Source organism: Sanguibacter gelidistatuariae, from assembly GCF_900096585.1.
Classification (GTDB): Bacteria; Actinomycetota; Actinomycetes; order Actinomycetales; family Cellulomonadaceae; genus Sanguibacter; species Sanguibacter gelidistatuariae.
Genome location: NZ_FMYH01000003.1, coordinates 238821 through 260785 on the forward strand (window position 1 = coordinate 238821; position 21965 = coordinate 260785).

The 21965-nt window shown below is 70.4% G+C and carries 19 protein-coding genes; 10 read left to right on the top strand and 9 right to left on the bottom strand.

Features of this window, described 5'->3' with window-relative positions:
• Positions 1-519 (top strand): PTS sugar transporter subunit IIA, encoded by a 519-nt coding sequence (locus tag BLQ50_RS08840; RefSeq protein ID WP_245701031.1) that lies wholly within the window; start codon positions 1-3, stop codon positions 517-519.
• Positions 520-523: 4 nt separating this feature from the next.
• Here BLQ50_RS08840 and BLQ50_RS08845 read toward each other — a convergent pair whose 3' ends face one another.
• Positions 524-1453, bottom strand: a complete 930-nt coding sequence (locus tag BLQ50_RS08845; RefSeq protein WP_093182957.1) for a mechanosensitive ion channel family protein — start codon at positions 1451-1453, stop codon at positions 524-526.
• A gap of 98 nt (positions 1454-1551) precedes the next feature.
• Here BLQ50_RS08845 and malQ point away from each other — a divergent pair, with 98 nt between their 5' ends.
• The gene (malQ, locus tag BLQ50_RS08850) at positions 1552-3693 is read left to right on the top strand and encodes a 4-alpha-glucanotransferase (RefSeq protein WP_093182959.1); all 2142 of its coding nucleotides are present in this window, start codon (positions 1552-1554) and stop codon (positions 3691-3693) included.
• A gap of 63 nt (positions 3694-3756) precedes the next feature.
• Positions 3757-5649: an ABC transporter ATP-binding protein gene (locus BLQ50_RS08855; protein ID WP_093182961.1), complete on the top strand. Its 1893-nt coding sequence runs from the start codon at positions 3757-3759 to the stop codon at positions 5647-5649.
• Between the two features lie 88 nt (positions 5650-5737).
• On the opposite strand, the gene BLQ50_RS08860 is transcribed toward BLQ50_RS08855, so the two are convergent.
• Both BLQ50_RS08860 and pepN read right to left on the bottom strand, forming a co-directional pair.
• Positions 5738-7369: a hypothetical protein gene (locus BLQ50_RS08860; protein ID WP_093182962.1), complete on the bottom strand. Its 1632-nt coding sequence runs from the start codon at positions 7367-7369 to the stop codon at positions 5738-5740.
• A gap of 453 nt (positions 7370-7822) precedes the next feature.
• A complete protein-coding gene (pepN, locus tag BLQ50_RS08865) occupies positions 7823-10375 on the bottom strand; it encodes an aminopeptidase N (protein WP_093183323.1) in 2553 nt (850 codons plus the stop codon).
• Between the two features lie 180 nt (positions 10376-10555).
• Here pepN and BLQ50_RS08870 point away from each other — a divergent pair, with 180 nt between their 5' ends.
• The 3 genes from BLQ50_RS08870 (at position 10556) to BLQ50_RS08880 (ending at position 12440) form a co-directional block, all read left to right on the top strand.
• Complete coding sequence (locus tag BLQ50_RS08870; protein WP_093182964.1) at positions 10556-11212, top strand: mycothiol-dependent nitroreductase Rv2466c family protein; 657 nt, start codon at positions 10556-10558, stop codon at positions 11210-11212.
• Entirely contained in the window at positions 11209-11736 is a 528-nt protein-coding gene (locus tag BLQ50_RS08875) for a pyridoxamine 5'-phosphate oxidase family protein (protein WP_217629143.1), read from the top strand. The genes BLQ50_RS08870 and BLQ50_RS08875 overlap by 4 nt, the downstream gene beginning before the upstream one ends.
• Positions 11737-11846: 110 nt before the next feature.
• A complete protein-coding gene (locus tag BLQ50_RS08880; protein ID WP_093182967.1) occupies positions 11847-12440 on the top strand; it encodes a hypothetical protein in 594 nt (197 codons plus the stop codon).
• A 44-nt stretch (positions 12441-12484) separates the two neighbouring features.
• Here BLQ50_RS08880 and BLQ50_RS08885 read toward each other — a convergent pair whose 3' ends face one another.
• The gene (locus tag BLQ50_RS08885) at positions 12485-14485 is read right to left on the bottom strand and encodes a M13 family metallopeptidase (protein ID WP_093182968.1); all 2001 of its coding nucleotides are present in this window, start codon (positions 14483-14485) and stop codon (positions 12485-12487) included.
• Between the two features lie 160 nt (positions 14486-14645).
• On the opposite strand from BLQ50_RS08885, the gene BLQ50_RS08890 reads away from it, so the two are divergent.
• Genes BLQ50_RS08890 through BLQ50_RS08900 form a run of 3 tightly spaced genes read left to right on the top strand, consistent with a single transcriptional unit; the run spans position 14646 to position 16886 of the window.
• Positions 14646-15398 carry a hypothetical protein gene (locus tag BLQ50_RS08890; RefSeq protein ID WP_093182970.1) on the top strand — a complete coding sequence of 251 codons (753 nt, stop codon included), beginning with the start codon at positions 14646-14648 and terminating at the stop codon, positions 15396-15398.
• Positions 15399-15425: 27 nt separating this feature from the next.
• Entirely contained in the window at positions 15426-15875 is a 450-nt protein-coding gene (locus BLQ50_RS08895; RefSeq protein ID WP_093182972.1) for a ribose-5-phosphate isomerase, read from the top strand.
• A gap of 3 nt (positions 15876-15878) precedes the next feature.
• A complete protein-coding gene (locus tag BLQ50_RS08900) occupies positions 15879-16886 on the top strand; it encodes an Fpg/Nei family DNA glycosylase (RefSeq protein WP_093182973.1) in 1008 nt (335 codons plus the stop codon).
• 165 nt (positions 16887-17051) lie between these two features.
• Here the strand turns inward: BLQ50_RS08900 and BLQ50_RS08905 are convergent, their stop codons facing one another.
• On the bottom strand, positions 17052-18371 hold the full coding sequence (locus BLQ50_RS08905; RefSeq protein ID WP_093182975.1) for a GNAT family N-acetyltransferase: 1320 nt from the start codon (positions 18369-18371) through the stop codon (positions 17052-17054).
• Between the two features lie 82 nt (positions 18372-18453).
• On the opposite strand from BLQ50_RS08905, the gene BLQ50_RS08910 reads away from it, so the two are divergent.
• Positions 18454-18777 (top strand): MGMT family protein, encoded by a 324-nt coding sequence (locus BLQ50_RS08910; protein WP_093182976.1) that lies wholly within the window; start codon positions 18454-18456, stop codon positions 18775-18777.
• On the opposite strand, the gene BLQ50_RS08915 is transcribed toward BLQ50_RS08910, so the two are convergent.
• The 4 genes from BLQ50_RS08915 to epsC all read right to left on the bottom strand — a co-directional run bounded on the left by BLQ50_RS08915 (position 18774) and on the right by epsC (position 21948).
• Positions 18774-19829, bottom strand: a complete 1056-nt coding sequence (locus tag BLQ50_RS08915) for an LLM class F420-dependent oxidoreductase (protein ID WP_093182978.1) — start codon at positions 19827-19829, stop codon at positions 18774-18776. The two genes, BLQ50_RS08910 and BLQ50_RS08915, sit on opposite strands and share 4 nt — an antisense overlap.
• 72 nt (positions 19830-19901) lie before the next feature.
• Positions 19902-20900, bottom strand: coding sequence for a DUF1648 domain-containing protein (locus tag BLQ50_RS08920; protein WP_093182979.1), 999 nt, complete (start codon positions 20898-20900; stop codon positions 19902-19904).
• Complete coding sequence (locus BLQ50_RS08925) at positions 20897-21250, bottom strand: GntR family transcriptional regulator (protein WP_093182981.1); 354 nt, start codon at positions 21248-21250, stop codon at positions 20897-20899. Before BLQ50_RS08925 ends, BLQ50_RS08920 begins: the two co-directional genes overlap by 4 nt.
• A 113-nt stretch (positions 21251-21363) precedes the next feature.
• Entirely contained in the window at positions 21364-21948 is a 585-nt protein-coding gene (epsC, locus tag BLQ50_RS08930; protein WP_093182982.1) for a serine O-acetyltransferase EpsC, read from the bottom strand.
• Positions 21949-21965: the final 17 nt, after the last annotated feature.

Genomic DNA, 21965 nt, shown 5'->3' on the forward strand with positions numbered 1-21965 from the left:
GTGGGCTCACCCACGGAGCTGAGCATGGTCGCTCCTGTCTCCGGCCGAGTCGTCCCCCTGGCCGACGTGCCCGACCCAGTCTTCGCCCAGGAGATCGTGGGACCGGGGCTGGCCATCGAGCCGCTGGTTCCCACCGCCCCCGGCGAGCTGCACACCTCCCTGGTCGATGACGTCGACGGCGTAGTCGTGGCCCCGGTGGCGGGAACCGTCGCCTCGCTCTTCCCGCACGCCTTTGCGATCGAGACGGCGGACGGACGCACGGTTCTGGTGCACCTGGGCATCGACACGGTCACGCTCAAGGGCGCGGGCTTCGGTGCGCTGGTCGCCGCGGGTGACCAGGTCGTCGTCGGGCAGCACATGCTCACCTGGGACCCGGCCGCGGTCGCTGCGGGCGGACTTGCCACGGTCTGCCCGGTGATCGCGCTGCAGGAAGACCCGGGGCAGGTCGAGCTGCTCGTCGGCGCTGGCACGCTCGTGCGGCGCGGGGACCCGCTGCTGCGGTGGCTCGCCCCGCGCTGAGGACCTACGCCGCGAGCGCGATGCCTGCGGCCTCGAGCTCGAGGCGTACCGCCTCGCGCAGCGCCCGTGCCACCTCCCACTGCATGGCGGGGTCGGTCTTGACCTGGACCTTGAGCAGGACCGAGTCGGCGCTGAGCGACTCGATGCCGACCACCTCGGGATCCTCCTGCAGGTAGCCGGACAGGACTGGGTCGCCGGTGATCCTCTCGCCCGCGCGCACGAGGGCGGCGCGGGCCTTGGCCAGGTCGGTGTCGGCGGGCACCGCGACGTCGATCACCGCCCGGGACCACCCTTGCGTGCGGTTGCCTACCCGCAGGATCTCCCCGTTGCGGATGAACCACAGCGTTCCCGCCTCATCACGGATCTTCGTGATCCGCAGCGCGACCGCCTCGACCGTCCCGGAGACGTCACCGACCGTGATCGTGTCCCCGACCCCGTACTGGTCCTCCATGAGCAGGAACATTCCGGACAGGAAGTCCCGGACCAGGCTCTGGGCGCCAAAACCGAGGGCAACACCGACCACCCCAGCCGAGGCCAGCAGCGGCGTGATGTTCATCCCGACGTCGTCGAGCATCATGAGCGCCACGATCGAGCCGATGATCAACGTCGACGTCGAGCGCAGGACCGACCCGATGGTCCGGGCACGCTGAGCGCGTCGGGCGTTCGCGAGCGGGTTCGCGCGCAGCAGCGCGGCACCCATGTCGGTCGCCCCCAGCTCCCGCAGGCCCGGGCGGTTCATCCACGTGCCGTCCGCCAGGTGATCGGTCGTGCTCTTGATCAGGCGGCGCACGATCACCAGGACCAGAGCGCCGATCAGGGCCGTGAGCAGCAGGCGTAGCGGCGTCCCGAGAAACCAGGTGACCCAGGAGTTGGCGCTCGTCTGGTCGACGGTGTCGGGCACAAGGTCATCGGGCACAAGGTCTGCGAAGTACATGGTCGAAGGTTACCGAGTCAACTTAGATCACATTCCCAGGTTTCGGCGCGCCGGTACGTCCTGCTGCTCTTCTGGGCACTCTCTGGCAGGATTCACTCGTGGACCCTGCTGAGCACGCGACGCCGTCACCTGCGCTGATCGATCTTGCGCGCGCCTACGGGGTGTCGCCCGACCACTTCGGCTTCCACGGGGAATCCCGCACGGCTTCGACCGACACCCTCACAGCTGTGCTCGCCGCGCTGGGCGTCGACGCGAGCACCCCCGAGCGGATCGACGTCGCGCTGGCCAGCGTCGTGGACGCGCCGTGGCGCAGGATGCTCCCGGCCACGCTCGTGCTGCGTGAAGGCCAGGCCCAGAAATTCCCGGTGCATGTGACCGACGGGATGCCGGTCGAGGTGTGGATCGAGCTCGAGGGCCACGGTGGACGCATCGATCTGGAGCAGATCGACCTGTACACCGAGCCGCGGACCGTCGACGGACGCACGATCGGTCGGGCCATGTTCGAGGTCCCTCGGACGCTCCCGCTGGGCTGGCACGAGGTCCGGGCGGCCACCCCCGACGGGCAGTCCCGGGCGACGCTCGCGGTCACGCCGGTACGCCTCGAGCTGCCGGCAGACCTCGCCGGACGCCAGTCCTGGGGTCTGATGGCCCAGCTGTACTCGGTCCGCTCGCGCCAGTCCTGGGGGGTGGGCGACTTCGCCGACCTCGCGGACCTGGGGTGGATCGGCGGCAAGGCCCTCGGCGCGGACTTCCTGCTCATCAACCCGGTCGCTGCCGCCGAGCCGACCACGCCGATGACTCCCTCGCCCTACCTGCCGGTCAGCCGGCGCTTCATCAACCCGCTCTACCTACGCGTGGAGGACATCCGTGAGACGGCCTACCTCTCGGCTGCCGACCGCTCGATCGTGGAGTGGTCAGCCGAGGGGGTCCGCGAGCTGAGCACCGACCCGGGGCCGATCGACCGGGACGCGTCCTGGGACGCGAAGAAGGCCGCGCTGCAGGTCGTGTTCGAGGCACCGCGGTCCGCGGCCCGCCAGACCGCCTTCGGGGACTTCCGTGCCTCCCAGGGCCGCGGCCTGGAAGACTTCGCGACCTGGTGCGCCTTCACCGAGCACTTCGGCGGTGCGGCGTGGCCGCCCGCGCTGCGCGACCCGGCGGGTGACGAGGTCGCCGCGCTGCGCGTCGAGCTCGCCCAGCAGATCGATTTCCACTGCTGGCTGCAATGGGTGGCCGACGTGCAGCTCGAGCAGGCCCAGCGCTCTGCCCTCGAGGGCGGCATGGCGATCGGGATCATGCACGACCTCGCCGTGGGTGTGCACCCCGAGGGCTCGGACGCGTGGGCGCTCGGGAGCGTCCTGGCGCACGGGATCGGGGTGGGCGCGCCTCCGGACATGTACAACCAGCAGGGACAGAACTGGTCGCAGCCGCCATGGCACCCCGAGGAGCTCGCCCGGACCGGGTACGCGGCCTACCGCGACCTGCTGCGCACGGTCCTGCGTCACGCCGGTGCGCTGCGGATCGACCACGTCATCGGCCTGTTCCGGCTCTGGTGGATCCCAGAAGGCAACGGGGCCGACGAGGGCGTCTATGTGCGCTACGACCACGAGGCGCTCATCGGGATCCTGTGCCTGGAGGCTCACCGTGCCGGTGCCGTCGTCATCGGCGAGGACCTCGGTGTCTTCGAGCCGTGGGTCCGCGACTACCTGACTGACCGGGGCATCCTGGGCACCTCGATCCTGTGGTTCGAGCAAGAGAGCGACGGGCGTCCGCTCGCCCCCGAGCACTATCGGGCCCTGTCCCTGACCACCGTGACCACCCACGACCTGCCGCCGTCGGCCGGGTATCTCGCCGGTGAACAGGTTGAGCTGCGCGACCGGCTGGGGCTGCTCACCGAGCCGGTCCAGCTCGTGCGCCAGCAGGCCCGGCGCGAGCGTGACCAGATGATCCTTGCGCTGGCCACCCGCGGGCTGATCGACGACGACCCGTCCGAGCGGGAGCTCGTCGAGGCGCTGCACCGGTATATCAAGGCGACCCCGGCGGTCCTCCTCGGCGTCTCGCTCGCCGATGCGGTCGGGGAACGCCGGGCGCAGAACCAGCCCGGGACCGACCAGCAGTACCCGAACTGGAAGGTGCCGCTCGGCGACTCGAGCGGCAACGTCGTCCTCATCGAGGACCTCCTGGACAATGCTCGCCTGCTCTCCTTGGCAGCCGTCATGAACGAGGACGACCTCCCAGCCTGACGGGTTCTCCTCGGGGGGCACCGATGAGGGAGGATAGGGCGTCGTCGCCACCGGAGGAGAACTGTGCGGAGCATTGCCTTAATTCTGCGCGCCACTCGCGTTCTGTGGCCCTTCTACCTGGGCATCATCGTCTGCTCGCTGATCGCGACGGCGGCCACCTTGGTCATTCCCTTTGTCCTGAAGGCCGCAACCGACACGGTCGTCGACGTGGTCCAAGGCACAGCAGTCGGCAACGTCATCACGACGGTCGTCTGGCTCGCTGTTGCCCTGTTGGTCGCCGACATGGTCAGCTCCACGGTCCAGAACTTCGGTGGGTACCTCGGTGATGTGATGGCCGCGCGGATGCGCCAGATTCTCTCGACCCGGTACTTCGCCAAGCTTCTCGGACTGCCGCAGCGGTACTTCGACAACCAGGTCACCGGCTCCATCATCAGCCGCCTGACCAGGTCGATCTCCGAGACCACCGGCTTCCTCAACAACTTCGCCAACAACTTCTTCCCGATGCTGCTGACCGTGGTCGCGGTTCTGGTCATCTCGGCCAGCTACTCCTGGCCGATCGCCGTGCTGCTCGCGGTCGTCTTCCCGATCTACGTCGGCCTGACCGCGATGACCAGCAAGAAGTGGCAGGTTCTCGAAGCAGAGAAGAACGAACAGGTGGACCTCGCTGGTGGCCGTTTCGCCGAGGTCGTCGGCCAGATCAACGTCGTCAAGAGCTTCACCTCGGAGCGCCGCGAGCTGAACATCTTCGCCGGTCGATTCGCCCGCACCGTCGTGACCACACGCGACCAGTCGCGCTACTGGCACCTGATGGATGCCGCGCGCCGCGGTTTCCTCAACGTGGTGTTCTTCGGCATCTACGTGATCCTTTTCGTCGGCACAGCCAAGGGCACCTTCTCGGTGGGCGACATGGTCCTGCTCATTCAGCTCGTCGCGATGGCCAAGGCACCGGTGACGATGATGAGCTACCTCATCGACACCACGCAGCGCGCCATCGCAGGGTCGAAGGACTACTTCGCGGTCATGGCGGAGCCCGCCGACCGCGACGAGCCCTTGCTCCTCGCCGAGACCGACACTGCCCCCTCCGCCGACACCGGCGCGCCCGCCGCGACTGCGACCGCACCAGGTGCGGCGTCCGGCGCACGCCAGGCTCCGCCGTCGGGCATCGATCGTCTGCCCGACGGCGCAGCGATGGTCGAGCTGGACGGCGTCACCTTCGCCTACGACGAGGGCGTGGACGTGCTCCGTGACGTGTCCTTCACCGTGCGCAAGGGTGAGCGGGTCGCCCTCGTGAGCGAGAGCGGCGGCGGCAAGACGACGCTGGTCAGCCTGCTGCTGGGGTTCTACCGCCCGACGTCGGGCACGCTGCGGGTGGCCGGGTACGACGTCGCCGACGTGCCCCTCGACCTGCTGCGACGTCAGGTCGCGGTGGTCTTCCAAGAGGCGTCGCTGTTCTCGGGGACGATCCGGGAGAACATCGCCTACGGACGCGAGGACGCGAGCGACGCCGAGATCGTCGAGGCCGCGACCCGCGCGCACGCGCACGGGTTCGTCTCTGCCTTCGGCGCAGGCTACGAGACCACGATCGGTGAGCGCGGGCTCAAGCTGTCGGGTGGGCAGAAGCAACGTATCGCGGTGGCTCGCGCGATGATCAAGGACGCTCCGGTCCTGGTACTGGACGAGGCGACGTCGGCGCTGGACACCAAGTCGGAGCGGTTGGTCCAGGCCGGGCTGGACGAGCTCATGATCGACCGGACGACGATCATCATCGCGCACCGGCTCTCGACCATCTCGTCGGTCGACACGATCATCACGCTGCGGGACGGGCGCGTCGACGAGGTGGGCAGCCCTGCCGAGCTGGCGGTCAGCGGAGGCATCTACTCCGAGCTCCTGGCCCTGCAGGCGAGCTCCTCGCTCAAGGACCGCAAGCGGTTGCGCAAGCTCGGATTCATGGCCTGACGTCGCGGGCTGGTCCGGGGTCACCCGGTCAGGCTCATCCTGACCGCAGATGAGCTACCCGGCTCGGTTGGTGCTGGGACCGCAACCGTTACGGAAGGAGTTGGCCGTTGTTGGTCAACTGTGCCGGGGTAACGGTTGCCCGGCCGGGCGGTCGCGTACTTGACCGGTGGGGCCCGGGCGCCTTGGTGGCACCCGTCCCGTTCCGGTGGTGACCGTCCGTGATACCCACGGGTGCAGGCACGGCCTGGGTGGTAGCTCTCGCGGTCCGATCCTCTGGTCGAGCGCGCGTCACACCTACCCGTCGCCGTGCCTTGTGCCCCTGGGCACGTCTCCCGATCACGGTAGCCGCAGCCTCGTGCCGGGTGATTCCGTATGGCTTGCGCCAGTGTTGTCCGCCCCACTGGGACGTGTACGCCGGGTTCACCGCGAAGACGGTGACGCCTGCTGTCGCGGCCATCGCCGCGAGGCGGTCGCGAAAGACCGCTGTGGGGATACCGGCGACGGTGCGCCGGAACAGCTTCCCGCGCGCGCCGCGGCCCATCATCTCCCGCCCGGTCTCACGGGCATCAGCGAAGTTGAGGTCTTCCACCGCGATCGCCGGCACCTTGTACCGAGCGGCTAGGTGCAAGAGCTGGGTGATCGCGTGGCGCACCTGGGCATCCCTGCGTGCCGAGGTACCGGTGACGTCGAGGTCGATGCGGATCGGCGCCCCCACAGGGTTCCCGTGAGCGTCCAACCGGCGCACGGCCAGGTGGTCGGCGTTCAGGTCCACACCCAGCGCTCCACCGGTCAGGACGTCGTCTGCCGGTGGCTGGGGTGCCGTGGTGGTCCAGGACGCGGTCAGGTACCAGCCGTCCCGACCGGCCTTGCGGGCGAGGGTGTACGCGACGGCGCCGGGCGTGGTGATCTGGGCGGCCCACTCGCCCCCGCGGTGGGCGAACGATGCCGTGCCGGAGAGTGTGTAGCGTCCGCGCGGGGCATTGGCCAGGTGCTCGAGCGGGCGCGGCAGTCGGATGCTGACCTCCCCGGCTGGTGTGACGGTCAAGGTGAGGTTCCCGAACGGTTCGTCGCGGCCACCGTTCGCCTCGATCCTGTCCCGGGAGGCCGTCCATTGCTCACGCCACTGCTCCACGCTCAACCCGGCCAGGTCCAGGTTCGCCCGGACCTTCAACAGGCGCTTGCCGCCAGCCACGACATGTACATGGCCGGCTGCGTAGTCAACCGCAACCCGGACCAGACGGCCTTGTAGGACCTGCAACCGCTCCTGCTTCCCATACCGCTCCGCCAGGGACCGGTAGCCCTTTACCCGTCGCCGCTCAACAGGTGCCGGCGCACCAGAACCGGCGGTCACGACTGGTTGAGCAAGCCGAGCGGTGATCGCGGCGATGCCCGCCCGCAGGGACCTCATGTCCGCGCGCTGAGCACGGCGTGCCAGCTGGTATTGGGCATCGTTGCCCCGCATGATCGTCCCCGCCCACCGCGAGGATGCGGCAGGTGTCATCTCCCGCTTGCGGCGCGCCTTGGACACAGGGTCACCGGGCGCACGGGTCCGCTCGGCCAGGTCGCGCCGCCTGATCTTGGAGACGTGCTCCGCCACAGCCGTCAACACCGCGTCGTCGGCAAGGCTCGTCCTCAATCGGGTTGTGGTCGCCGTGCCACCCGGGGCTGCGATCACCTTCACCCCGCCCCACTCACGCAGCACGTCACTCACCGCGGCCACCGCCGCGCAACTCCTGGGCCGCGGCCGCGGGCACCAGCTTGGCCTGGGCCGACCGCCAGCCATACAGCGAGCCAGAGAACGACGTCACAATCGACAGCATGTCGCGTACCGTAACCATGATCCGAACCTACCCGGCCCCACTGACATTCTTCGACGAATCCACAGCCACATGACGGTCGTCGTCACCACCAGACCTCACCCACGCGCCAACCATTCACGCGTTCCGCCGCCTACCCCTGTATCGCCAAGAACGGTCAACAGAATGCCCGACAGTACGCAACCCGCACACATGGCTGGGGTCGGCCTCGGCCGGGAGCCGGCTGGTCTGAGCGGGCTCGCTTGAGGGGATGGCCTCTGGCGCCTCACCGTCCAGATCTTGGCGGTTTGCGGTCCAGGGGGACGCGGGTTCAGGTCCCGCGTCCCCCCGCTGGCGTCGGCCTCAGCCGCCCGCGGTCAGGACCGGGCGTCGACCGCCTGGGCGCGCAGCGCCCGCTCGACCCCGGCGAGGCTCTCGACGATGAGCCGGCGCAGCGCGGGCGCGGCGTCCGGGTGCGTGTCGAGCCAGGCCTGTGCGGCATTGAGCAGCCGCTCGTCGGCCAGCGCAGCCGGGAAGAGCCCCTCGACGATCGTCTCGGCGATGTGGTAACTGCGGTCCGCCCAGATCCCCTCGATCGCGGCGAAGTACGGCGCCACGACCTCGGACAGCGATGACGCGTCGTTGATGTGGCCGTACCCGACGGTCGTGGCCCGCACGATCGCGTTGGGGGCGCTGTCGTCGGCCACGAGCGAGGCGAAGGCCGCCAGCTTGGCCTCGGACGTCGGGTGCGTCGCGGTCGCACGCGCGGCGGACTGCTGACCGTTGGACGTGTTGTCCAGGGCCAGCGCGGCGTCGATCTCGTCCTGGGCGGCGGCGCCGCACAGCACGAGACCCTCGAGCAGCTCCCAGCGCAGATCGGTGTCGATCGTCAGGCCCGCGAGGGTCACGTCGGCGTCGAGCAGGGACCGCAGCACGCGCACGTGCCCGGGCGTGCTGGCCAGGTTCGCGAAGTACTTGACGAACTGGAACTGCGCGTCCGAGCCGGCGCCCGCTGCCTGGGCCAGGGCCCACAGCCCGTCCCCGACCTCGGTGATCGTCGCGCTCCGGGGTTCCGGCGCCACGTAGCTGCGGGCCGCGAGGGCGAGCTGAGCAAGGGTCGTGCGGATCGTCGTCGACTCCGTCTCGGTCGCGATGTTCCCCAGGACGAGGCGCACATAGTCGCTCGCCGGGGTCTCGCCGTCGCGCACCGCGTCCCACACAGATCCCCACACGAGGGACCGGGCGAGCGGGTCCGCAATCGCGGCGAGGTGCTCGGTCGCCGCGGCGAGGGAGGCATCGTCGAGACGGATCTTGGCGTAGGCGAGGTCGTCGTCGTTGATGAGGACCAGGTCCGGGCGGGTGCGTCCGACGAGCTCGGGGACGGCCGTGCTGACCCCGTCGACGTCGAGCTCGAGGCGGTGGGTGCGCACGAGCGCCCCGGCGTCGTCGACGTCGTAGAAGCCGATCGCGAGGCGGTGCGGGCGGATCGTGGGGTAGTCGGCGGCCGCGCTCTGCAGAACCGCGAACTCGGTGATCACGCCGGACTCGTCAAGCGTGATCAGGGGACGGAGCGTGTTGACTCCCGCGGTCTCCAGCCACAGCTTCGACCACGTGGTGAGCTCGCGGCCGCTCGTGGCCTCAAGCTCGGTGAGCAGGTCGACAAGCTCGGTGCTGCCGTACTCGTGCTTGGCGAAGTACTGGGCGACCCCGGCCATGAACGCGTCGATGCCCACCCAGGCCACGAGCTGCTTGAGGACCGACCCGCCCTTGGCGTAGGTGATCCCGTCGAAGTTGACCTGGACGTCCTCGAGGTCGTTGATCGTGGCCACGATCGGGTGCGTCGAGGGCAGCTGGTCCTGGCGGTAGGCCCAGGACTTCTCCATCGCGGCGAAGGTGGTCCACGCACCGTGCCACTCGGTGGCCTCCGCGGTGGCCAGGGTCGAGGCCCACTCGGCGAAGGACTCGTTGAGCCACAGGTCGTTCCACCAGCGCATGGTGACCAGGTCGCCGAACCACATGTGCGCGAGCTCGTGCAGGATCGTCACAACCCGGCGCTCCTTGATCGCGTCGGTCACCTTCGAGCGGAAGACGTACGTCTCGGTGAACGTCACGCAGCCCGCGTTCTCCATCGCGCCGGCGTTGAACTCCGGGACGAAGAGCTGGTCGTACTTGGCGAAGGGGTAGGGGTAGGCGAACTTCTCCTCGTAGAAGGCAAAGCCCTTGCGCGTGATGTCGAAGAGGTACTCGGCGTCGAGGTGCTCGGCGAGGGAGGCGCGGACGAACAGGCCGAGCGGGATGACCCGGCCGTCGCTGCTGGTCAGCTCAGAACGCTCAACCACATAGGGGCCGGCCACGATCGCGGTGATGTACGTGGAGATGCGCGGCGTGGGCTCGAAGGTCCACACAGCGGCGGACTCGCCGGCGGGGACGGGCTCCGGGGTGGGGGCATTCGAGACGACCTGCCATGCCGAGGGCGCGGTCACAGTGAGCTGGAACGTCGCCTTGAGGTCGGGCTGCTCGAAGGCGGCGTAGACCCGGCGCGCGTCGGGCACCTCGAACTGGGAGTAGAGGTACACCTCGCCGTCGACGGGGTCGACGAAGCGGTGCAGGCCCTCGCCGGAGTTCGTGTAGGCGGCGTCGGCCACCACGCGCAGCACGTTGGACTCCGCCAGCCCGTCGAGCTGGATGCGGGAGTCGGCGAACACCGCGGCCGGGTCTAGGCTCACGCCGTTGAGGGTGACCTCGCGGACGGCGGGGGCGACGAGGTCGATGAACGTGCTCGCGCCGGGCCGCGCGGTGAAGGTCACCACGGTGGTCGAGGCGAAGGTCTGCGCCCCCGTCGTGAGGTCGAGCGCAACCTCGTAGGAGCTGACGGCGACGACCGCAGCACGGTCCCTCGCTTCGGTGCGGGTCAGGTTCTCTCCGGGCACGGACGCCTCCTCGGCAATGCGGCGCTCGGGTCGGCCGCGCAGCTTGTGAGCGAGCGCAGCGGGAGACCTGAGCACCTGGTGGGTCGGGCCTGATGCGGCCCGCACCGATCATTTCACGGGTGAGCGGAGAACGTGGTGAGATGGTCGCGTCGCCTCCCTCCTCACCCCCCCTGGAGCACCATGCCTGCCGCCGTTGACACCGACTCCGTACCCGCGCAGGACGCCGGCGCGTCGTCCACGGATGTCGCCGACTTCTGGTTCGACCCGCTCTGCCCCTGGGCCTGGATGACGTCTCGCTGGATCGGCGAGGTCGAGCAGGTCCGCGACGTCCGCGTGCGCTGGCACGTCATGAGCCTCGCGGTGCTCAACGAGGGACGGGACCTGCCTGAGAGCTACCGCGAGCTCATGGACAAGGCGTGGGGACCCGTGCGAGTCGTCACCGCCGCCCGGATCGAGCACGGTGAGCACGTCGTCAAGCCGCTCTACGACGCGATCGGGACCCGCCTGCACCCGGGCGGGCGCACGGACTACGACGTCGTCATCGCCGAGGCGCTCGCGGAGGTCGGCCTCCCGGCCGCGCTCGCGGACTACGCCGTGTCCGAGCGCTATGACGACGAGCTGCGCGCCTCCCACCAGGATGGGATCTCCCGGGTCGGCGAGGACGTGGGCACCCCTGTCGTCTCCTTCAACGACGTTGCGTTCTTCGGCCCCGTGGTGACCCCCGCGCCCCGCGGTGAGGCCGCCGGTCGGCTCTGGGACGGCTGCGTCCTGGTGGCCGGGACCCCCGGGTTCTTCGAGCTCAAGCGCACCCGGACGCAGGGCCCGGTCTTCGAGTGAGCGGCGTCCCGGTGAGCCTGGGCCGGACCGTCAGGCGCGCGCCGTCGGGCCCGCCCGTGCGGTGGGCGGCATTCGCCCAGCAGGCTCCCGAGCTCGCCGAGCGCGTCGAAGCGCGGTTCGCTGCCTTCAAGCACCACGTCCTCGCCACGCTCATGGCCTCCGGTGCCCCGCGGGTGAGCGGGACCGAGGTGGGCTGGTGGGACGGGGAGCTGTGGGTGGGGTCCATGTGGGGCGCCCGCAAGGCCGAGGACCTCGCGGCCGACTCACGCTTCGCGCTGCACTCCAACCCGGGTGACGGCTCCCTGCTCGGTGGTGACGCCAAGCTGTCGGGCCGCGTCGTGGAGATCACCGACGGACCGGTGCGTGAGGCCTTCCTCGCCGCCAACGAGGTTCCGGAGCCGCTGCACCTGTTCTTCCTCCGTCTGCAGGCGGTCACGCTCACCGAGCTGACCTCTGACAACGACGCCCTGGCCATCACGACGTGGCGGTCCGGGGACGGCGTGCGGACGATCCGCCGGGCGTAGATCGGGCCGTTCCGGTTCGGCCACGCCGCGGCGGCGTGGGATGCTGGCGGGTGAAATCGCTGCAGCAGTGGAATCACCGCACCAGATCACCGCACCAGGAGGAGACCCGCATGACAGGAACGACGTCGCCGCCCGCGAACCGAGGCCAGTCCGGACGTCGGGGGCTGTCCCCGGCGCTCATCGCCTTCATCGTGCTCGACGTCGTGCTCGTGGTGGCCGCGGTCTTGCTCGGGTTGTCCCTGGGGTCCGACGACTCCCCGGCCGGGGCGCAGAGCTCAGCGACACCTACGTCGACCTCCGACGGGGCGACGTCCGACGGCGCGTCCCCGACCCCGTCGGCGACGCCGTTGGCCGTTGGCGCAGACGCCAAGCAGGTCGCGTCCCCGACCGGGAACATCACGTGCACCCTCTCGCCTGAGGGCGCCGAGTGCGCGATCGCCTCGCTCGCGACCGAGCCGGCCGCCGTCGACGGCTGCGAGGGGACGGTCGGCTACGTCGCCACGCTGACCACCTCCGGGGTCCAGACCCCGTGCATGCCGGAGAAGCCCGGCAAGGCCGATGCCGCCATTCCGGTCCTGGCCTACGGCGACACCGAGTCTGTGAACAACTTCGCGTGCGAGAGCACCGAGTCCGGCATGAAGTGCTCGGACACCAACACGGGCAAGGGGTTCACCCTCGCCCGTGCCGGCATCACGCGGTTCTGAGCCGGCGCGCGGCCGGGACCCCAGGGTCCCGGCCGCGGCCGCATTCACCAGATCCGCACGCGGTCCTGGGGAGCCAGGTACAGGCCGTCCTGCGGGCCGACGCCGTACGTCGTGTGGAACTCGTCGAGGTTGCGCACGACCACGTTGCAGCGGAACTCCGCGGGGGAGTGCGGGTCAGTGGCCAGGCGCTGGATCATCGCCTCGTCGTGCATCTTGGTCTGCCACACCTGGGCCCAGGACAGGAAGACCCGCTCGGCTCCGGTGAGGCCGTCGACCACCGGGGCGCCGGTGAGGTCCGTCCCGAGCGCGATCTGGTAGGCCTTGAGCGCGATCGACAGCCCGCCGAGGTCGCCGATGTTCTCCCCGATCGTCAGGGCGCCGTTGACGGTGTGCTCGGCGTCGAGCTGGGTGGGGTGGACGGCGTCGTACTGGGCGATCAGCGCGCCGGCGCGCTTGTCGAACTCGGCGCGGTCCGCGGCGGTCCACCAGTCCTCGAGCCGGCCGGTGCCGTCGTACTTGGACCCCTGGTCGTCGAAGCCGTGGCCGATCTCGTGGCCGATGACCGCGCCGATGCCGCCGTAGTTCGCGGCGTCCTCGGCCTCGGGGTCGAAGAACGGCGGCTGCAGGATCGCCGCCGGGAAGACGATCTCGTTCATCGACGGGTTGTAGTAGGCATTGACGGTCTGCGGCGTCATGTGCCACTCGTCGCGGTCGATGGGCTTGCCGATCTTGCCCAGCTCACGGTCCAGGTCGAAGGTGTTGGACCGGCGGACGTTGGCGACGAGGTCGCTCGCGTCGATGATCAGGGTCGAGTAGTCGCGCCACTTGACCGGGTAGCCGACCTTGGGGGTGAAGGCGTCGAGCTTGGCGAGCGCCTTGACCTTGGTCTCCGGGCTCATCCAGTCGAGGTTCGTGATCGACTCGCGGTAGGCCTCGATGAGGTTGGTCACGAGCACGTCCATGCGCTCCTTGTGCGCGGGCGGGAAGTGCCGCGCGACATAGACCTCGCCGACCGCCTCGCCGAGCGCACCCTCGACGAGGGAGACGCCCCGCTTCCAGCGGTCGCGGACCTCCTGGGCCCCGGAGAGCGTCCGGCCGTAGAAGTCGAAGTTCGCCTCGACGAAGTCCGTGGACAGGTACGGGGCGCGCGCGGTGACGAGGTGGTAGATCGCCCACAGCTTCCAGTCCTCGACGGGCAGCGACTGCCACAGCGAGGCGAAGCCGGCGAAGAACTCCGGCTCCCGCACGACGACGTCGTCGAGCGAGCCGGTCGGAGCGCCGACGGCGAAGGCCCAGGCGTTCCAGTCGAAACCGGGCGCAGCCTCGGCGAGGCCGGCGAGCGTCGTCGGGTTGTAGGTGAGCTCGGAGTCACGGTCCGCGACGACGTCCCAGTGGTGGGCGGCCAGGGCGGTCTCGAGGGCGAGCACCCGCTCGGCGGACGGCTCGGCCGCCTCGGGGTGCACGACGCCAGACAGCGTGAGCATCCGGGCCACGTGGGCGAGGTAGCTGGCGCGGATCTCGGCGTACTTGCCCTCGCGGTAGTAGGACTCGTCAGGCAGGCCAAGACCGGACTGGTAGAGGTACACGACGTACTTCTCGGGGTCCTTGGCGTCGTTGTCGACCCAGAACCCGAACGCTCCGGCGCCACCCGTGCGCTGCAGCGCACCGAGCACACCGGTCAGCTGGGCCGTGGTCGAGGCGGTGTCCAGCAGGGCGAGGTCGGGGGTGAGCGGCGCACGGCCGGCCGCCTCGACGGTCTCGGTGTCCATGAAGCTCGCGTAGAGCTCGCCGATCTGCGCGGAGACACCCGTGAGGTGGTCACCGCCGCCGAGCTCTTCGATGATGGCCCGGACCTGCGCCTCGGCCTCGTCGTGAAGGGCGCGGAAGGCGCCGTCGGAGGAGCGGTCGGCCGGGATCTCGTGGGTGAGCAGCCAGCGGCCGTTGACGTGGCGGTAGAGGTCGTCCTGGGGGCGGATGGCCGGGTCGAGCTCGTCGAGCGTGATGCCGGACCGGGGCGCGGGGGTGGGGGTTTCGTGCGTCGTCATCGACCCAGGCTAGTCGCTGGCCGGTGGCCGCGGGGGAGAAGTCCCCATGGCGCACGAGCCCATCCCGGTATGCAATGTCCGTGGCCGTGGTCTGCCCGCAGACCGAGCCTGCGTCGATCGACGCCCCACGCCCCACGCCGCACGAGCGACAGGATTCTTCATGACCACCTCGACCACCACCTGGACCGCTCCTGAGCCGGTCGTCCGCCAGCTCGCCACGCGGGAAGGCTTCGAGAAGGCCGTCGTGCCGGCGAGCGGGGTCACCAAGGCGCTCAAGGCCGTCCTGGTGATCGGCGTCGTCCTGCTCGCGTACAACATCTTCAGCACCGTCCGGACGCTCATGGAGAACAGCGCTCCGGCGAGCCGGTTCTTCGAGGTGTTCTTCTCGACCCTGGGGACGCGCGGGTCGACCGACCCGATGCTCGTTGTCATCGTCTGGGGTCCGGTCGTCGTCATCCCGGTCGCGGCGATCCTGCTGCTGGTGTCCATGGCCACCCGCAACGGCCGGTACGAGACCGCGTTCTCGAGCTACTCCTCCGGCGGCTACGTCGCCGCAGCGCTGGGCCTGCCGATCCCCTTCGTGATCGGACGTGACCAGTTCGTCCCGCAGGTCATCGTCCCGGGACCGAATGGCACCCCCGAGGTGGCGCACTGGTTCGACGGTCTGACGGTCATGATCCAGAGCCTGGACAAGGCTGGCTCCAAGCAGCTGGCCAAGGCGCTCACCCGCACGCTCAAGAAGGACGACGTCGCGGTCCTGGCCTCCGCGGTCTTCCCGGACTCCCCGCCCTTCGCCCTCCTCGTCCGCGCCTCCAACACGGTCGGCGCCCAGACGGTCCGCGCGATCATCCCCGGCAGCGGCGATCTGCGGGCATACGTCGTCGACCTCAAGAAGGTTCAGGGCTGGGGCTGACGGCTCGGATGCGGCATCATTGACGGTATGCGCGTTCACATTGCTTCCGACCATGCCGGCTACGAGCTCAAGGCCTTCCTCGTCGACCACCTGACCACCGAAGGCCACGACGTCGTCGACCACGGTGCGCACGAGTATGACGCTCTCGACGACTACCCGTCGTTCTGCTTCACGGCCGGCGAGGCGGTCGTCGCCGATCCGGGCAGCCTCGGCGTGGTCATCGGTGGCTCCGGGAACGGCGAGCAGATCGCCGCGAACAAGGTTGTCGGCGTCCGGGCAGCGCTCGCCTGGAACCTGGACACCGCCCGGCTCGGCCGCCAGCACAACGACGCCAACGTCGTCGCGATCGGTGGTCGCCAGCACACCCTTGCCGAGGCCGCGTCCTTCGTCGACGCATTCCTCGCCGAGCCGTTCAGCGGTGACGCCCGCCACCAGCGCCGGATCGACCAGATGGCAGCCTACGAGGCGGCTCGCTGACTCATGCCTGAGGGGCACACCGTCCACCGGCTTGCGGCGACGTTCGGGGACCTGTTCCTGGGCTCGCGGGTGAGCCTGTCGAGCCCGCAGGGCCGGTTCGCCGCGGGCTCGGCGCTGCTCGACGGGCATGTCCTGGTGGCCAGCGAGGCTTATGGGAAGCAGATGTTCCTGGGCTTCGCGCCGCAGCCGGAGGCGGTACCCACCGAGGAGCTGCGCTGGCTGCGCGTCCACCTGGGGCTCTACGGGGCCTGGACGTTCGCGGGGGACCCGGCCACCGCCGTCGTGCATGCGATCGGTGCGCCGCGCAAGCGGGTCGGCGAGCGCGAGACCGTGCTCGCGGGCGGCGGTGGCATCAGCAGCGGTGCAAGCGCGTCACCGGCCCCCGGGGACTGGGAGCCGCCCGCTCCGCGTGGCGCGGTCCGGGTGCGGCTCGAGTCTGAGCATGCCTGCGCGGACCTGACCGGGCCGACGGCCTGCGAGGTGCTCACCACCCCTGAGGCCCGGGCGGTCCAGCGTCGTCTCGGCCCGGATCCGTTGCGCCCGGACAGTGATCCAGGGCGTTTCGTCGAGGCGGTCGTGCGTTCGAGGTCGCCGATCGGGGTACTTCTGATGAACCAGGAGGTCATCGCGGGCGTCGGCAACATCTACCGGGCCGAGGCGCTGTTCCGGGCCGGCCAGAACCCGCTCGCCCCCGGCATCACGGTGTCGCGTGAGGTGGTCCTGGACATCTGGCGCGACGTCGCCGAGCTCATGGCCGACGGCGTACGCACCGGCGCGATCGTCACCACGCGACCTGAGGACCGCTCACGCGGTGAGGGACTGCCCGACGTCGGCGCGCCGCGACGCCTGGCCCGCCAGAATACCGACGCCGAGCCCGGCGCGGTCGCTCGCGAGGACTCCTTCTACGTCTACCAGCGCGACGGCCTGCCGTGCCGCATCTGCCGCACGCCGATCGCGCTGTCCGTCATGGCCACCCGCAACCTCTTCCGCTGCCCCACCTGCCAACCCTGACGGAGCCCCACCGCCCCCACCCGACACCGCCCCCACCCGACACCGCAACCTCCCGCTGAGTGCCGGAAATTACGGCGAAACGACGGCGCGTCGCGTGTAATTCCCAGCACTCAGCGATCTGGCGGAGCCGGTGGGAGGGGGAGGCCGGGGGGCAGCCTTGGGTGGCTAGAACACCCAGCTGCAGACGGGGGCGACCGGCCAGCTGAAGGCGGCTGACGCCGCGGCGAGCGCGCCGTCGGTGTGCTCGGTCACCAGACCGGCCGCGGCCAGGCTGGCGAGCGAGAAGCCACCGAGGTAGGCCCGTGAGAGCTCCGCGACCGACAGGCTCAGGTCGGGCGTGGCGCTCGTCCGGGTGAGCGTGGCCGGCCCGAAGGCCTGCCCGCGCAGGTGCCAGGTCCCCGCGTTCGCCGGCAGCCGTTCATCGCTGACCTGCACGACGACGTCCACGTCGGTCGCGTACTGGCGCGCGGTCAAGGCCCCGGTGATGTTGATGATGCGCACCCACACGTTGTCCGCGATCCGTGGCTGGGCCGATCGGGGGTCGACGAGCAGCGCCATGATCGGGTCGTCTACCGGGAGGAGGAACGGCTCGACCTCGTCGGACAGGTCGAGGTCGAGCAGGGTCGACCACAGGCGATGCGCAGCGGGCGCGTCGAGGGCGACGACCTCGCCCGTGGACACGGTGCCACGCGGACCGCGGACCTCCCAGTCGACCTTGCGGCGGAAGGTCACGTAGCCGCGGGGCTCGCCGTCGGACTCGACGATGGCGATCCGCAGCGCCTCACGGCCGTCACGGAACATCACGGGGTCGTCGTTGAAGGTCGCGCGCAGCTCGGGCGTCTCGCGGGTGGCCCAGCCGGGACGGTTGAGTCCGGCGGCCGGGGTTGGGCGGCGGCCCGCCTCGGCGTGCAGCGTTGCGACGAGCTCGCTGTGACGAGCGGCGTCGTACCTCTCCAGCCGTAGGGTGAGCTCCGCCGAGCCGGCGACCGGGCGCAGCGCGGCGCCGCGGGGGATCTTCACCCGCAGGTCGTTGGCGGCCTGGCCGTAGCCGAAACGTCCGTAGATCCCGGCCTCCGCAGCGAACAGCGCGGACACGGCCTCGCCGCGGTCGATGCAGCTCTGGAAGTGCGCGTCGATCATCCCCGAGAGGATCCCCTTGCGACGGTGCTGGGGGTGCACCCCGACCCAGGTCAGGCCAGCGACGGGGATCTGCGCACCGGGGACGTGGAACTGGCTGAACGGGTAGGAGGAGTGGATCGCGACGACCGTCGACGTGACCGGGACCGCACCGTCGATCGGGACGGCACCTGCGTCGGGGTGCTCGGAGACGACCGCGACCGTGCGGTCCCAGCTCAGCGGGGACGCCAGCTTGAGGAGGTCGTCCACCGAGTGCGACGTCGGGAAGGACCAGGAGTCGAGGTCGAGCAGCTCGGCGTGGCGGGACTCGGGGAGGGGGGAGAGGCGGTATCCATCAGGAAGCGTCATGCCCCCATGATCCCTGGCCCGGCCGCCCCCCACCAACCCTTTTATGGGCGTCACCGGTTCCCCCGCCACCTAGGGTGGAGGGGTGGACGAGGAATATCGCGAGCTGGTTCTGGATGTCGTCGAGGCGATCCCGGCCGGACGGGTCATGACCTACGGCGCCGTCGCCGCGCTCGTCGGCCAGACGTTGCAGCGCGGGGGACCGCGCCAGGTGGGTACCGTGCTGCGCCAGATGGGCGGAGGGGTCCCATGGTGGCGGGTGGTCAACGCCGCCGGGCAGCCACCGCTCCACAAACGGGCGCTCGCCCTGGAGCGGCTGCGGGGCGAAGGATGCCCCCTGACGCCCGACGGCTCCCGGGTGGCACTCGCCGCGGCGCACCTGGACACGGGCCCTGGCGCGCGCAGCTAGCTGGTGGTCCCGAGCGAGGGAACAAGGGTCGTCAGCGTCTCGAGCGTCCGCGGATCCCCCTGGACGATGAGCGTGGTCACCGCGGTCTGAGACCAGGCCGTGAGGCCGCGGGCGATCTTCTCGGCTGGGCCGACGAGGGCGACGTCGTCCACGAGCTCGAGGGGGATCGCCGCGGCCGCGCGGTCCTTCGCGCCGGCGAGGAAGTGCGCCTGGACCTCGTCGCAGACCTCGGAGTAGCCGAGCCGGTCGACGGCGTTGCGGTGGAAGTTGGCGCCCTTGGCGCCCATCCCGCCGATGTAGAGGGCGAGGAACGGCCGGATCGTATCGGCCGCGCGCTCGGCGTCGTCGCCGAGGACGACCGGGACGGTCGCCGAGACCTCGAAGTCGGCCGCGGGGGACAGTGCCTGCGAACGGGCCGCGAAACCCGTGCCGAGCAGCTCGCGGAACTCCCCGTCCAGGCGCGGGGAGTAGAACAGCGGGAGCCAGCCGTCGGCGATCTCGGCTGCCAGGGCGATGTTCTTGGGGCCTTCGGCCGCCAGGTGGATCGGCAGGTCGGCGCGCAGCGGGTGGACGGTCGAGCGCAGCGCCTTGCCCAGCCCGCTGCCCCCGCGCTCGGGAGCCAGCGGTAGCTGGTAGAACGCGCCGTCGTGCGTGACGGGCGCCTCGCGGCGCAGGACCTGACGCACGACGTCGATGTACTCCCGGGTGCGGGCGAGCGGGCGTGCGTAGGGCTGGCCGTACCAACCCTCGACGACCTGCGGTCCCGAGACGCCCAGGCCCATGATGAACCGCCCCCCGGAGAGATGGTCCAGGGTGAGGGCGGCCATCGCGGCAGCAGTCGGCGTGCGCGCAGACATCTGCATGACGGCGGTGCCCAGCCGGATCCGCCGCGTCCGGGCGCCCCACCAGGCCAGCGGGGTGAGGGCGTCGGAGCCGTAGGCCTCGGCGGTCCAGACGGAGTCGATCCCGAGGGCGTCCGCGGCCTGGACAGCCTCGGCGATCCCGGCGGGGGGACCGGCCGACCAGTAACCGGTGTGCAGACCGAAGCGCATGGTTCTCCTCGTCGTTGAGGGTGGGCGGCCGGGGCCGCTCGCGCGGATCGGCCCAGCCCTGGGGCAGTGAGCCTACTCGACCGGGTGCGTCGCGCGAGCGCGGTCGGCGAGTGTGTTGAGCAGGGCCGCGCCGGTCTGGGCGTCGTCGACCGTGACGACGAAGACACCGCCCCCGGTCCGGGTGACCTCAAGAGCGTCGCCGGAGCGGAGCACGACGCCGACCCGCCCGTCGCGCCCGATCCGCCAGCCCCACCCGCCGAACTCGCGAAAGCACCGCACTGTCGTGGCGCGGGCCTGGAGAATCTCGTCGAGTGGGATGTGGGTGCGTGGCACCCCGAGGGAGGACCGGACGTGCAGGCCTGCCTCGTCCACCCGGGCGACCCAGCTGAACATGGCTGCCATGAGCGCCACGAGAGAAGCGGTCACCAGGAGCATCCACCAATCGCTGGTCGCGATCGCGGCGACGCCGGTGCCCGCGGCCGCGAGGAAGCCGACGGCGAGGCCGACGCCGCCACGCGGTCGTTGGAACCACACGGCTCGCTCGCCATCGCCGAGCGGCAGCCGGCTCGCATCGGCCGGGACCCGATCAGTCGCGGGGGCTGCGGCGCAGGCGGGGGTGACCACGGCGACCAGTACCCCGGCGACGGTGGCGAGCGCCATGCCCAGGGCGATCGTCCCGCCGACGCCCCCGACGTCGGCCGCGTCGATGAGCCCCTTCTGGGCGTGAAGCGTGCCGAGCAGGATCGTCGAGAGGAGCACGGCGGTCCAGACGTTGAGCCCGTTGACCATGCGACGGGTCGACGACATCTTCCCGGTCCGGAAGGAGATGGCCCACAGGAGGATCGTGACGAGCACGCCGATCACGAGGATGACCGCGATCGCGCCGGTGAGGCTGCCGAAGCCGTCCACGCCGTCGGTGCCCCAGTGCGTCGCGACCGGGTCCGGCAGCGTGTCCTTCCAGGACCACGCGAGGACGGCCGAGCTCACCAGGATGATGAGCGGCAGGGCGAGGCCGAGCAGAGTAGTCGACCTCCGGTGCATGGACGGGGCGGGCGCGGCGGAAACGGTCATGCGAGGGCCTCCTTGAGCAGGGCGAGGGTGGTGTCCGGAGACAGGTTGAGCGCATGGGCTTCATGCACGACGACGGCGAGGGCCGCCCGTAGGGCGGCGTAGTCCGCGCTTGCGCGCTCGGTCACGACGGCGCCCCGGCCGCGGCGCAGGTCGATGAGCCCTTCGTCGCGTAGGTCCTGATAGGCGCGCAGGACCGTGTGGACGTTGAGGTCGAGGGACTCGGCGAGGTCGCGGGCGGCGGGCAGCCGTTCGCCGGCATCGAGCTCACCGCGGGCGGCCGCCAGCCGCACCTGGCTTGCGAGCTGAGCGAAGAGCGGCTCAGGTGCGGATGGATCGATTCGGAAGAGCATCGTCTTACTGTAGTTGTTCTAATGTAACTAGTACAACTGCAGGCGCACACAGAAGCGGACCGGATGCAGCTGCACTCGGTCCGCTTTCGTGAGTTCTGTTGTGTGTGCTCCGCCTAGATGAAGATGGCCGGGTCCTCGCAGTGCTCGACCGTGGGGGAGTACTGCGGCCGTGACTTGATCTTCGCGGGCACCCCGACCGCGACGGCGCCCTCGGGCACGTCCTTGACGACCACGGCGTTCGCCCCGATCTGGGCGTCGTCGCCGACCCACACCGCGCCGAGCACCTTGGCGCCCGCGCCCACCACGACCCGGTTTCCCAGGGTGGGGTGGCGCTTGCCGTGCGTCATCGAGCGGCCGCCCAGGGTCGTGTTGTGGAAGAGCGTGACGTCGTCGCCGATGACCGCCGTCTCGCCGATCACCACACCCATCCCGTGGTCGATGAACAGCCGCCGGCCGAGGGTCGCCGCGGGGTGGATCTCCACCCCGGTCGCCGACCGGGTCAGCTGCGAGATGATCCGCGCCGGCAGGCGCAGCGCTGGGTTGCGCCACATGCGGTGCGTCAATCGGTGCGCCCACACAGCGTGGACCCCCGGGTAGAGAAGGGCCACCTCAAGGGAGCTGCGCGCCGCGGGATCGCGGTTTCGGGCAACCTGAAGGTCCTCCCGGAGCAGCTGCCAAGCGTTGATCGGGCCAGACATGCGAAGTGGGTCCTTCG

Bases quoted from the DNA above. Each gene is read 5' to 3' on its own strand.
- BLQ50_RS08845 (WP_093182957.1), bottom strand. From the start codon at position 1,453: ATGTACTTCGCAGACCTTGTGCCCGATGACCTTGTGCCCGACACCGTC.
- BLQ50_RS08870 (WP_093182964.1), top strand. From the start codon at position 10,556: ATGCCTGCCGCCGTTGACACCGACTCCGTACCCGCGCAGGACGCCGGC.
- BLQ50_RS08880 (WP_093182967.1), top strand. From the start codon at position 11,847: ATGACAGGAACGACGTCGCCGCCCGCGAACCGAGGCCAGTCCGGACGT.
- BLQ50_RS08885 (WP_093182968.1), bottom strand. From the start codon at position 14,485: ATGACGACGCACGAAACCCCCACCCCCGCGCCCCGGTCCGGCATCACG.
- BLQ50_RS08890 (WP_093182970.1), top strand. From the start codon at position 14,646: ATGACCACCTCGACCACCACCTGGACCGCTCCTGAGCCGGTCGTCCGC.
- BLQ50_RS08895 (WP_093182972.1), top strand. From the start codon at position 15,426: ATGCGCGTTCACATTGCTTCCGACCATGCCGGCTACGAGCTCAAGGCC.
- BLQ50_RS08900 (WP_093182973.1), top strand. From the start codon at position 15,879: ATGCCTGAGGGGCACACCGTCCACCGGCTTGCGGCGACGTTCGGGGAC.
- BLQ50_RS08905 (WP_093182975.1), bottom strand. From the start codon at position 18,371: ATGACGCTTCCTGATGGATACCGCCTCTCCCCCCTCCCCGAGTCCCGC.
- BLQ50_RS08915 (WP_093182978.1), bottom strand. From the start codon at position 19,829: ATGCGCTTCGGTCTGCACACCGGTTACTGGTCGGCCGGTCCCCCCGCC.
- BLQ50_RS08920 (WP_093182979.1), bottom strand. From the start codon at position 20,900: ATGACCGTTTCCGCCGCGCCCGCCCCGTCCATGCACCGGAGGTCGACT.
- BLQ50_RS08925 (WP_093182981.1), bottom strand. From the start codon at position 21,250: ATGCTCTTCCGAATCGATCCATCCGCACCTGAGCCGCTCTTCGCTCAG.
- epsC (WP_093182982.1), bottom strand. From the start codon at position 21,948: ATGTCTGGCCCGATCAACGCTTGGCAGCTGCTCCGGGAGGACCTTCAG.